Origin of the sequence: Methylobacterium sp. 13MFTsu3.1M2 (assembly GCF_900112625.1) — a bacterium.
Lineage (GTDB): Bacteria > Pseudomonadota > Alphaproteobacteria > Rhizobiales > Beijerinckiaceae > Methylobacterium.
This window is the reverse complement of sequence record NZ_FOMM01000006.1, coordinates 1-12019: the sequence shown is the minus strand read 5'-3', so window position 1 is coordinate 12019 and position 12019 is coordinate 1. Positions and strand designations below refer to the sequence as shown.

9 protein-coding genes and 1 pseudogene are annotated in these 12019 nt (G+C 68.1%); 6 read left to right on the top strand and 4 right to left on the bottom strand.

The window, feature by feature from the left end; translation table 11 throughout:
* Positions 1–5 precede the first annotated feature (5 nt).
* Genes BM314_RS05925 through BM314_RS05915 form a run of 3 tightly spaced genes read left to right on the top strand, consistent with a single transcriptional unit; the run spans position 6 to position 2988 of the window.
* Complete coding sequence (locus BM314_RS05925; protein WP_091977386.1) at positions 6–1856, top strand: reverse transcriptase family protein; 1851 nt, start codon at positions 6–8, stop codon at positions 1854–1856.
* Positions 1853–2593, top strand: a complete 741-nt coding sequence (locus BM314_RS05920; protein ID WP_091977385.1) for a hypothetical protein — start codon at positions 1853–1855, stop codon at positions 2591–2593. The genes BM314_RS05925 and BM314_RS05920 overlap by 4 nt, the downstream gene beginning before the upstream one ends.
* The gene (locus BM314_RS05915) at positions 2590–2988 is read left to right on the top strand and encodes a hypothetical protein (RefSeq protein ID WP_091977383.1); all 399 of its coding nucleotides are present in this window, start codon (positions 2590–2592) and stop codon (positions 2986–2988) included. The genes BM314_RS05920 and BM314_RS05915 overlap by 4 nt, the downstream gene beginning before the upstream one ends.
* 32 nt (positions 2989–3020) lie before the next feature.
* Here BM314_RS05915 and BM314_RS05910 read toward each other — a convergent pair whose 3' ends face one another.
* On the bottom strand, positions 3021–4121 hold the full coding sequence (locus BM314_RS05910) for an adenylate/guanylate cyclase domain-containing protein (RefSeq protein ID WP_091977381.1): 1101 nt from the start codon (positions 4119–4121) through the stop codon (positions 3021–3023).
* Positions 4122–4524: 403 nt separating this feature from the next.
* On the opposite strand from BM314_RS05910, the pseudogene BM314_RS05905 reads away from it, so the two are divergent.
* A pseudogene (locus BM314_RS05905) lies at positions 4525–5766 on the top strand (IS3 family transposase); the annotation flags it as partial.
* 249 nt (positions 5767–6015) lie between these two features.
* On the opposite strand, the gene BM314_RS05900 reads toward BM314_RS05905, so the two are convergent.
* From BM314_RS05900 to BM314_RS30490, 3 genes are all read right to left on the bottom strand, one after another.
* Complete coding sequence (locus BM314_RS05900; protein WP_139237803.1) at positions 6016–6546, bottom strand: lysozyme inhibitor LprI family protein; 531 nt, start codon at positions 6544–6546, stop codon at positions 6016–6018.
* Positions 6547–6694: 148 nt separating this feature from the next.
* The gene (locus BM314_RS29925; RefSeq protein ID WP_170868046.1) at positions 6695–7225 is read right to left on the bottom strand and encodes a lysozyme inhibitor LprI family protein; all 531 of its coding nucleotides are present in this window, start codon (positions 7223–7225) and stop codon (positions 6695–6697) included.
* 696 nt (positions 7226–7921) lie between these two features.
* A complete protein-coding gene (locus BM314_RS30490) occupies positions 7922–8074 on the bottom strand; it encodes a hypothetical protein (RefSeq protein WP_170868044.1) in 153 nt (50 codons plus the stop codon).
* A gap of 346 nt (positions 8075–8420) precedes the next feature.
* Between BM314_RS30490 and BM314_RS05890 the strand changes: the two genes are divergently transcribed.
* Together BM314_RS05890 and BM314_RS30485 are read left to right on the top strand one after the other, a co-directional pair.
* Positions 8421–8855: a Ros/MucR family transcriptional regulator gene (locus BM314_RS05890; RefSeq protein WP_091977376.1), complete on the top strand. Its 435-nt coding sequence runs from the start codon at positions 8421–8423 to the stop codon at positions 8853–8855.
* A 1446-nt stretch (positions 8856–10301) separates the two neighbouring features.
* The coding region (locus BM314_RS30485) for an autotransporter outer membrane beta-barrel domain-containing protein (protein ID WP_170868043.1) at positions 10302–12019 on the top strand (1718 nt) is incomplete at its 3' end.

Genomic DNA, 12019 nt, shown 5'->3' with positions numbered 1-12019 from the left:
CGCCGATGAGCCAGCAGCCCGGCAGCCTGACCCGCCAGCAGCTCTACGACCGGATCCGCGAGAGCTCGAAGGACGAGGTCATCCTCGAGGAGATGATCCGGCTCGGCTTCTGGCCGGACGGGGAAGCGCAACCCAACCCGCCGGACGACCTGATCCGCCGCCGCGGCGAGATCGCCCGCGCCCTCGCCGACCTGCACCGGCGGGAGGCGGCGTGGCGCGACCCGGAGGCCGCCCTCAAGGAGATGCATCGCCGCCGCAAGAAGGCGGCGCTGGAGCGGCGGCGCGAGACGCGGCTGCGCAACGCCCGCGACCGCCACGCGCGGGCGCAGGCATGGCACGCGCGCCGGGAGGCGGAGATCCTCCATCTCGGCGACGGCGTCTCGGCCGGCCTCGCGCACGCGGACGCTCCGGGGCGGGGGCCCGCCCCCGGTCTCCCGCCCTTGGCGAGCCCGAAGGCGCTGGCCGAGGCCATGGGGATCGGCCTCGGCGAGCTGCGCTTCCTCGCCTACGACCGGGCGCTCAGCGCGGTGAGCCATTACCGGCACTTCACCATCCCCAAGAAGGCGGGCGGCCTGCGCCGCATCTCGGCGCCGATGCCGCGCCTGAAGCGGGCGCAGTACTGGATCCTCGACGCGCTCCTCGCCCGCGTCCCCGTGCACGCGGCGGCCCACGGCTTCGTGCCCGGCCGCTCGATCGTCACCAACGCCGCCGCCCATGTCAGGCGGGACGTCGTGGTCAATCTCGACCTCAAGGACTTCTTCCCGAGCCTCGACTACCGGCGGATCAAGGGGAAGTTCCGGGGCCTGGGCTACGCCGAGCCGGTGGCGACCGTGCTGGCGCTGCTCTGCACCGAGCCGGACGTGGACGCGGTCGAGATCGACGGCGCCCGCCTCTACGCCGCCCGTGGGCCCCGCCGGCTGCCGCAGGGCGCGCCGACGAGCCCCGCGCTCACCAACCTCGTCTGCACCCGGCTCGACGCCCGGCTCGCCGGCCTCGCCGGCAGCCTCGGTTTCACCTACACGCGCTACGCCGACGACCTGACCTTCTCGGCCTCCGGCGAGGCCGCCGGGAAGGTCGGCGCGCTGCTCAAATACGTCCACGCCATCGTTGCCGGGGAGGGCTTCACCGTCCATCCGGACAAGACCCGCGTGATGCGCCGCGGCCGGCACCAGGAGGTGACCGGGCTCACCGTCAACGAGCGGGTCGGCGTGCCCCGCGAGACCCTGCGCCGCTTCCGCGCCCTCCTGCACGGGCTCGAGCGGCACGGGCCGGCCGGGCGCCGCTGGGGCGCGGCCGGCGAGGCGGGCGTGCTCCGCGCCGCGGTCGGCTTCGCCCAGTTCGTCCGGATGGTCACGCCGGAGACAGGCGCGCCGCTTGTCGCGCAGGCCCGCGCCCTCGCGGACCGCCATTCGGCCCCGGCGACGGCGCCCCGGCAGCCGGACTTCCGCGCCCGGTCCGCGCGGGGCGAGGTGCCCCTCGCCCGCTGGTGGGTGCCGGCCCCCCGCCCCGCGCCCGAGCCGGACCCGATCCTGGCCGAGGCCGAGGCGGCCGCCGCCCGGGAGGCGGCCGAGATCGCGGCCCGCGCGGCCGCGCCGATGCCGGGCCGCAGCGGCGTGCCGGCCTCGGGGCGCCCGCGCCTCGGCGCCCCGGAACCGGCCTCCCGCGCGGAGGCCGCGCCGGACGCGGGCGCCGAGCCCGACGACGCCCCGATGAAGCCCTGGAAGGTCGTCCTGGGGATCTTCGTCCTGTTCCAGGCGGCCGCCCTGCTGCACCCGGCGCTCGGGCTTCTGGTCCTCGCGGTGGCCCTGCTCCTCGGCCTGCGACGCCTGCTGCGCCGCTGGCGACGGCGCCGATGAGCCCGGCCCGGAGCCTCCCGGCCGGGCACCTCCGGACCAGCCTCGCCGCGCTCTTCGCCCTGGCCCCGGTCCTCTCGCTCGGACCGGGGGCGTCCCGGGCCGACGAGGCGCCCGCCGCACCCGTCTTCAACAAGGCCGAGGCTGCGGAGATCGCGGCGCCGCTGCGGCAGGACCCGGCCTTGCTGCGCAGCTTCGGCACCTGCCCGGCCGACACCTTCGCGCGGGAGCGCCCGCTCTGGCGGTGGGCGTTCGCGCCCCGCCGGCCCACCGAGCGCCGCTGCGCGCGCGAGCCCGCTTCCTGCTACGCGCTCTGCACCCGGTGGTCGAACGCGCCGGCCTGCTTCGATCTCGCCCTCGCCCTGGAGCACCACTCCCTCGACGTCGCCGACATCCTCGACAAGGAGCGGCTCTACGCCCTCGCCTGCGCGGGCGGGTTCCCGGCGGGCTGCACCAACCGGGCGGCCGGGATCCGGAACGGCGGCTACGCGGAGGATCCCTTCCGCGACGCGCCGCGCGCCGACACGGATGCCTGCCTCGCCCGGAGCTTCCGCCTCGATTGCGACCGGCGCGGCGCCTGGGGCTGCGCCATGCTCGGCCAAGCCTATCGCCTCGGCGAGGGCGTCGCCGCCGAGGCGTCCCGGGCCCGGGCGGCGTTCGACATGGCCTGCGCGATCAACCCGGACTTCGCGGCCTGCACCTTCGCCAAGCGGCAGCTGGCCGAGATGGGCGCGCCGTGAGCGCCGGCGACGCCGGACCGGATTCCGACGCCCTGCGTGCCCTCTACGGGCGGGTCGACCCGGAGCCCGAGGGGCCGCCGGCCCCGGGCCACGCCCGCGCCTCCCTGTGCGTGGACGTGGGCGACTGGGACGACGTCGCCGCCGCCGAGCGCTGGATGCTGGCCCATGCCGGCCGGCTCACCCGCGTGCGCAGCACCGGCTGCGGCTGCTGCGTGATCGGCTGGGACATCGAGGGGCCGGCGGCGCTCATCGCCACCCTGCCGGCGGCGCTCGGGGCAACCTCCGACTGGGCCGGCCCGGCCGCAGCCCCGTGGCGCGCGGCGAGCGCGCGAGGCCGGCGCCTCTGGGAGCACGGGTGGGAGCGCTGGTGGGAGCGCTGGGTCCGCCGCCGCTGAGACGCGACCGACACGCGGCCGAGATGGGGAGCCTAGCGCGGTTCCGCGACGGCCTCGGCGCGGTCCAGCACCGGCGGCGCCGGCCTCTGCTCCGGGATCAGCCGGTCCGGCGCCGCGCCGCGCTCGAGGGTGGCGACCGCCAGGGGCGCGCCGCGGCCGCGCAGGGCGTGCGTCCCCAGCGCGCGGGCGCGGACGCCGTCGGGCAGCCGGTCCAGCCGGTCGAGGAGATCCTGCGAGATCAGGATGTCGACACCCAGCGGGCGGCACAGGGCCTCGATCCGCGCCGTCACGTTCACGGCGTCGCCGAAATACGCGATCTTGTGGCGGTCGACCCCGACTTCGGCCGTGACCACCGGACCGCCGTGCAGCGCCGCCCGGAGCCGCGGGACCGTCCCGAACCGGGCTTGCCAGGCCGCGGCGTCGGCCTCGATCCGGTCGAGCACCGCGAACACGCAGGTCACGCAGCGCGCGTCCTTGAGGCCGCGCTTCATCGGCCACGTGATCATCGCGAGGTCGCCGATGAAGTCGTCCGTGGAGCCGGCGTTGCGCCGCACCGGCTCGGCGAGCGTCGCGAACACGGTGCTGAGATACTCCTGGGCACGCAGGTCGCCGTGGGTCTCCGCGAAGGCCGTGGAGCCGACCACGTCGAGGAACAGGAAGATCCGCTCCTCCTGCACCGGCTTGTGATAGCGGCCGATCATGAAGTTCACGAACACCTCGCCGCCGATCAGGTCGCGCATTCGCATGACGAAGACCAGCAGGGCCGACACGGCCAGCGAGTAGGCGAGGAACCGTGGCGTGATCCGCACCGCCGTGGACAGGCTGTCGTCGGTGAGGCCGAAGGTCCAGACGACCAGGCCGCCGAGCGCGCAGCCGAGCGTGATCAGCACCACGTAGAGCAGTTCGGCGGCCAGCATGTAGACCAGCGCCGGCAGGCGGCGTAGCCGCGTCTGGACGCCCGACAGTGCCAGGCCGGGCACGAAAGCCAGCACCGTCCCGCCCACCGCCAGGGCGTAGACCAGGCCGGCGAGCATCGAGGCCCCGCCGACGAAGAGCAGGTTGTAGAGGAGGCCCGCCCCGCCGGAGGCGAGGAGAAGGGTCAGGGCCCAGAGCCAGCGGTACTGTGGGAGCATGGGCGGTCGGCGGGGTCGAGCGTGGCGGTGGGCACGATTGGACCTACGCGATGGCGGGGGGCGAAGGCGAGAGGGGGGCGCCGCGACAGGTGGGTCGGGCCGGCGCCCTCGGGCTGGCCGGTCGCCCGTGACCGATCCGGAGCGATTCGCGCCGTCGAGAGCACGCTGGAGATCGTGCCCTACGGCCGCGGGGAGGCCTATGTCCGTATGAGGACGGCGTGGGGCAACCGTCATTTCTGCAGCCTCTACGCCGTCTTCCGGGCAGAGGCCTACGTTCTAGTCCACGAAGGGAAGGCCTCGGACGGACGAGCCTGCCGGATGCGCATCGTGCTCAAGGACGGGATATTCAGGACCTCGGTCCGAGACCTGAAGACCGGGGAACGCTTGCAGGACCACCTCCGTCCAGCGCCGGCGGCACTGGACTACAAAGGAGAAGGCGCGCCTCGTCGAGGAGACCTATCTGCCCGGTCAGTCCGTCTCGCTCGTCGCCCCCCGCCACGGGCTGAACGCCAACCAGCTGTTCACGTGGCGTCGGCTGATGGAGCGCGGCGCGTTCACGGCCGCCGGTGCCGGTGAAGAGGTGGTGCCAGCCTCTGAGCTTCGTGATGCCTGAGCCACAGATCCGTGAGCTGCAGCGGCTCCTGGGCAAGAAGACGCTCGAGACCGAGATCCTGCGCGAGGCGATGGAGCGGGTCGCCGCCCCCAAAAAGTTGACCTCGCGCGTGACCTCGTGGCCGGGGGCGGCCGGTGAGCGCGGTGGCCGCAGCATTGAGCGTGTCGCGCCCGCACCTCGCCTCGTCCAGGCAGGCCTCCACCGTCCGGAAGCCCATGCGCCGACGGGGCCGTCCGCCTGAACCCGACGCCGCGTTGCTCGGCGCGATCCAGGCGCTCATCGCCGATCTGCCGACCTACGGCTATCGGCGCGTCCATGCCCTTCTGCGCCGGCAGGCCGAGCGGGATGGGCGGCCTGCGCCGAACGCCAAGCGGGTCTACCGGGTCATGAAGGTGCACGGCCTCCTGCTCCAGCGACATGCGGGCGGAGCCGAGACGCGCCGCCACGAGGGCAAGGTGGCGGTGGCCGTGCGCAACACGCGCTGGGCGGGTCCCCGCCCGGTCTCCGACCGGGTGGCATGCCCGCTGCTCGGACGGGCTGGAGATCGCGGCAGAGAACGGTGAGCGTGTGCGGGTCGCCTTCGCGCTCGACTGCTACGATCGGGAGGCAATGAGCTACGTGGCGACCACGGCGGGCATCACGGGCGAGGACGTCCGCGACCTGATGGTGGCCGCCGTCGAACACCGCTTCGGGCCGGTCAACCAATTGCCGAGCCTGATCGAGTGGCTGACTGACAACGGCAGTTGCTACGTAGCCCGCGACACGCGCCGCTTCGCCCGCGACCTTGGTTTGGTGCCAAAAACGACGCCGCTGGAGAGCCCGCAGAGCAACGGCATGGCCGAGGCGTTCGTGCGAACCTTGAAACGCGACTACGTGCGTGTCTCGGTACTACCGGACGCCGAGAGCGTGCTGCGCCAGCTTCCTGTCTGGCTGGCGCACTATAACGACCTTCATCCTCATCGCGCGCTGGGCTACCGCTCGCCGCGCGAGTTCATCACCCGATCAACCAAGGAGACCCTGTCCGGTCTTTAGGGGGCAACAACAACAGGCCAGGATGATACGCAGGCGCGAAACCAGCGCCTGCCCGGTCTCGTGTCGCCGCAGCAGGCGCTGGATCTCACCTTGCTCCTGCTCGCTGAGATCGAGAGAGACGGCCTTTGAGCCACGCAACATGGCGCACCTCCATCAGGAAGCACCTAACGATCCGCCCACCCGACTAAACTGTCAAACCTCTTTTAACTCAAACCACTAGAGCTATCACCGGGAGAAGAACGCTAGCGTTTACCAGCGGTCATAGCGCCGCTTAAGCTCCGCGGTTCGCGCTTCCGTATGCCCGAGTAAGCAGGTGGCGATAGCTGGATAAGTCCCTGTACCGCCATGCCACTCATCGGTGATGAGATCGCCGCAGTCGGCATCGCGGAAGCGCATCCAAGTCTGTTGAGCAAGTCTGAGCTCCTCCTGCCACTTCTTACCGTTATCCTCGCTGCTGATCGCCTTCATGGCGCGTGCGTAAGCCGCGTTCAATTTCTTATCTGCGATTTCCTGGGCTCGACCCAGGCAGGCGGTCATCCCTGGGCTGATTACCTCAGAACAGGCAGCATCGAGTTTGCCCGCAACATCTACGTAGGCCTTCGACAGCGCCTTCGCTGCATCCTCACCATGACGGTTCAGACAGGCGTCTATTGTATTGTCATCCATACAGGCCAAGGGCGGCGGTTCTTTCGAGGCTGATGGCGCCGTATCATTCGGCGCAGCGTATGCCGCGCTAAGAAATCCGGCAGATAAAACAATAGAGAGAGCGAGAGCCTTCATCGTCGACGCCTTTATATTCTGCGGGTGCTGCCTTAGCGTATTCGCCAATTCATCCGGCGCGGGTGTATATCAATCTCAAACTAAATTCATCGAGGGCGAGAAACGGGGACCTTAAGGCCAGGAGGGGCCCAAAGTCCGCGTCACAAATCTATTCGCGGTCGTAGCGCCGCTTAAGTTCTGCTGCTCGCTCTATGGTATGCGCGACCAGACAGGCTGATCCCGCTGGACCGGCGCCTGTACCGTCCATCCACTCGAATGATATGACATCGCCGCAGTCGGCATCCCGAAATCGAAGCCAAGCCTGTTGTGCGAGCTTGAGTCTTTCGCGCCATTTGCGGGCCGCGTCATCGTCGCTGCCTATCGACTTCATCGCACGGGCGTAGGTCTCATTGAGCTCCTTGTCCGCGACTCGTCGAGTACGCTCCAAGCAATCGCCGATAGCCGGGCCGATCACCTCTAAGCACATCGGAGCGACCTTTTTGGATGCGTCGGCGTAAGCCTTAAACAACATATTCCCAGCCGCTTCGCCATGGCGGCTCAGGCATGAGGTTGGGTCGTCCGAGTCACATGTCTCAGCGGCGGGCGCACTTGGCGCTGCAAGGGCCATGGGCACGAAAGTCACGCTGGCCACTGCGCCAGCAAATGCACCGGCAAGGGTGCGAAGAGCGGCCTTGCTCATACTGCTACCTGATCTGACTGTAATACTGCAAAAAACCACAGATTTCGGGCCGTAATGTTGAGGTGTGTTGATCGTGCAGAATTTGCGATCTCGAAGCACGAGCTGCGATTGCTGCAATTGCCACATGGCCGGACCGCGCCTCACATGAGGCGCAGGTTGGATCACTTGGTTTCCGGAGCCTCAATAGTAACGCCCCGGAATGAAGCGAGTACGGGTCGCGTTCCAGTGACCTCTCATGTAGCCAACCGGCCGATTGGTAGCATGGCAAGCGGGGATCCACCTCGTGCCGTGATAGCAGAGTTTGCCGTAGCGGCTGAGCCAAGCGACGTTGGACACGAGGGGCTGATCGGAGGTTGTGAGTTCCTTATCCAGGGCGATAATAGGTCCCGCATTTGCTGCGCCGATCGAGGCGATCGAAAGGGCTGCGGCAACAACAATGGACTTCATGGCTTGCTGCTTTCGTTAACAGATGGCGCATTGAACAGATCTAATTTGATCTGGGGCGATCCGGTTGATTTCGCCGGTTCGCTCCGGGAGTACATATCTCCGACCTCAGAAAGCTTAGGTGCTTCAGAGCACGTCAGCTGCGGCGCCTCATTCGGTCTCCGCGCTGAAGAGCATCTCTCTCACAGCAGCGGCAAGGAGCCCGTATTCAAAATACTTGACAGCGACAGCGGTAGCTTCGGAGTTGCAGTGTCACGGACCGGCGGAAGACCAGCCGCCGGCGGCCAGCTCGATCCGGTCGCCGTACGATTCGAGCATCTCGTCGCGGTCTGGCCGGATGGCCTCGTCGGGACCCGGGCCCGGGATGCCCGTGCCCTCTTCGAGGCGCTGTCCGAATCCGAGCAACTCGCGGCGATCGCCGCGGCACGGGCCTACGCGGCACACGCTCAGCGCAAGCTGGGCTACGCCTTCGCGTCGCAGACGTGGTTGCGCCAGACCGACTTCGCCCCGCTGCCCAGCCCGGGGCGCCGCACAGCCGCGTCTTCGTCCGCGACGACTCGCCCGGACGGGAAGCGTGGGCCGTACACTACCGGCGCCTCGGCGGACCGATGATGACCCCCATCCACATGGGCGGCCAGGACGGCTGGCGCTTCGGGAGCCCGCTGCCGCTCACGGCAACCTCCGCGGCCTGATCGTGGCCGCTCCTCATCCGCTCGGTCCGCGCAATCGACCCTCTGATCAGGAGCGCCCCATGTCCGATTCCCCCGACGACCTCCTCAGCCTCACCGCTGGCATCGTGGCGGCCTACGTCAGCCGGCAGGCCGTGACCGCAGATGCGCTGCCCGGGCTGATGCGCACAGTCCGCGACGGCCTCGTCGCGCTCCAGGACCTGGCGCCGGCCGCGGCGGCGGCCAACCCCGAGGGCTTTCGCCTGACGGCCACCGAGATCCGCAAGTCGATGAAGCCCGACGCGCTGATCAGCTTCATCGACGGCAAGCCGTACAAGACGCTGAAGCGGCATCTGACGTCTCACGGTCTGACCCCGAAGGACTACCGCACGCGCTTGGGCCTGCCTGACGACTATCCCATGGTCGCCGCCGGCTACGCCGCAAAGCGCTCGGCGCTCGCGAAGGCAATTAGGCTGGGCGTGCCCGGCGCGCAGATGGGGCGCCAGACAAAAGAGTGATCGAAATGGAGAGGTATGACCGCAAGCCCCGGGGCAATGAGGACTCCAAAAGGAAATCGCCTCGAAAAGCCAAAAATAATGCAGGCTGACGGCCACCTGACGCAGCCACTATGGCTATACCATGTATCAGCCCGTCGATGCCAAAGACCATATGAACCTCTATCAAAATGCATGCCGTTGATACAGCAAAACGAGCACGTTTACGGATTATTAACGTTTCTGAATTTTTTCTGCGAAGTCAGAATTCGGATTAAAAAGACTTGATTGATGATTATTACTGTACCTGACCGTTGTCGCGCGGCGCTGCTTGCCGGGATCGCATTTTCGACGCCGGCTGCGACCGCTCGCGCCGAGGGTGCAGCCTGGAGTCTCTATTCAGACAAATCAACCAGCATCTCGATCCCATTTGCTTCCCCCATTGTCTTTGCAGACAACGGTCAGGGCGCCACCATAAGTCTCAGCTTTGGATCTAGCACAACAACCAGTCCTTTTCAGCTCGATACAGGATCGACCGGAATCGCTATCGGCAAGGACTCGACAGTTTGGCAACCTGCTCCTGGTCAAAATTCGATTGGCCCAGGCATGATCAACTATAGCAGCAGCGACCGATATTTATACGGTGATCTTTACGAGATGACCGTCAATTTCTACGACAAAAATAATAAACTTGCGTCAGCGATTGTTCCGATCCTTAGAGTAACATCTGAAATCCATAAAGGCGCCCCGGTGACCGGTCGGATCACCACTCAGATGTTTGGTGTTGGCTTTGGGCGTGAGGCAGCCGGCTTTCCAAACGGAACGCCCGACGCCAACCCCTTACTCAATATTGACTGGATCGCTAACGGTGACGCATCTAAGCTCGTACGTGGTTATGTTGTTACGCAGAATGGCATTGAGCTAGGCCTAACCGCTGCTAACACGCAGGGAACTACATTTGTGAGATTGGCGGCCGGACCGCAGTCAGGGAACGCAATCGAGTGGCAGATGACGCCGGGCGACCTACGAGCGGGAGGCGCCATCGGCTCTGGGACAATCTTGCCCGACACCGGCGTTTACACCGCCTACGTTAAGATCCCAGAAGGCAGTAGCATCAAGCGCGGCGAGAATATGCCGAATGGAACTCTCGTAACCGTTTACATACCGGGCCACTCGAGCCCACCGGTTGCATTGTACAGCTTTAGGGTCGGCGACACGGACAATCCGCTCGCCCCGGTTGGCCCCGTTTATGCCGAGGGCAGATCGACAAACGACACGGGCGCAACGTATATTAATACAACGATCACGATCCTACGGGGTTTTAATCTCATCTATGACGCTGACAGCGGCTTCGCAGGCTATCAGCGCATCTTGCCTGAGAGCGCTGACCTCCTTGCGAAGCCGATGATCGCGCTGCAGGGCAGCCTAAGCTTGGCATCGCAGTTCAGAACCGGGCTTCCCGTGTTCCTAATGAGTACTACGGCGCTGAACCCGTTCGATGTCGCGAGCCTCGGCGGCGACATTTTTGGGCCCGGCGGTCTGATCAAGGCTGGCCTAGGCACCCTCGAACTCGCTGGGACCAACACCTATGCAGGCGGTACCGCGGTCTATGGCGGTACCCTCGCGGTCTCCCGCGACGCCAACCTCGGCGCCGCCGGCACCGGTCTGATCCTCGGCGGCGGCACCCTTGAGGTCCTCACCGATGGCTTTACCACCGCACGCCCGCTCACACTCACCGGCCTCGGTGCCCTGCAGATCGACCTCGGCAACGCCACCTTCGCGGGCTCGATTGCCGACGGTAGTCAGTCGGGCACCCTCGTCAAGACTGGACTTGGCACCGCAATCCTATCGGCTTCCAACACATTCACGGCCGGCACCGTCATCAGCGCCGGTACCCTGGCTCTGACCGCCACCGGCAGCCTCACCGCGCCGGTCCTCGTCGGCTCGGCGGCGAGCTTCCTCAATGCCGGGCTCGTCTCCGGCAGCGTCGCCAATCTCGGCGTCCTGGCCAACAGCGGCACCGTCGCGGGCGGCCTCGCCAATGCCGGTCTGGCCCTGAACACCGGCATCATCGGCGGCGGCGCGACCAACACCGGCAGCCTAGTTAACGTCGGCACTCTCGCGGGTGGGCTGAACAACGCAGGAACCACGCTCAACAGTGGCTCCATCACCGGCGGCGCGGCCAACACCGGCAGCCTGGTCAACGCCGGCACTCTCGCGGGCGGACTGAGCAACACCGGCACCGCCCTCAACACCGGCACCATCGCCGGCGGCGCGACCAACAGCGGCGTCCTGAGCAACGCCGGCGCCATCGGCGGCGGCGTCGCGAACACCGGCACGCTGTCCACCAGCGGCATGATCAGCGGCGGCCTGACCAATGCCGGCACCGTGCTCGCCAGCGCTGGCCGCATCGACGGGCCCATCGCCAACAATGCCGGCCTGCTCGCCGTCTCTGGATCCGTGGCCGGCACCGGCCCCTTCGCCAACGCCGCCGGCGCGACGCTCGCCGTCACCACGGGCGGCAGCTACAGCCTCGCCGGCCCCCTCGCCAATGCCGGCCTCGTCGCCGTTGCCCAGAGCGCCAGCCTCACCGCCTCCGGCGGCCTCAGCAACGCCGGCCTCGTCGCCAGCGACGGCACCCTCACCGCCGACCTGACCAACACCGGCGTCGCCCGCCTGTCCGGGCAGTTCAACGGCATGCTCACCAACGCCGGCCTCGTGCAGATCACCGGCCCGCTCGCCGGGCTCACCGGCCTGACCAACACCGGCGCCCTCGACCTCGGCGGCACCGCCCTCACGCTCACCGACCTCGCCGGCCCGGCCTCCGCCGTCCTGGGCAACGGCGCCCTCACGGTCTCCAGTGCGGCCGCCTCGACCTATGCCGGCGCCATCCTGGAGACCGCGAGCCCGACCAGCCTGACCAAGGCCGGCCCCGGCACGCTCCTGCTCACCGGCTCCGGTCTCTTCTCCGGCCCGACCACCGTCCAGGCCGGCACGCTCTCCCTCAACGGCCTCTGGACCTCGCCGGTCACGGTCGCGGCCGCCGGCACCCTGCGCGGCATCGGCACCGTCGCGGCCCCGGTCACGGTCGCGGGCGCCCTGCGGCCGGGCAACTCCCCCGGCACGCTCACCGTGCTCGGCCCGGTGGCGTTCGCCCCCGGCAGCAGCCTCGGCCTCGACATCGACGG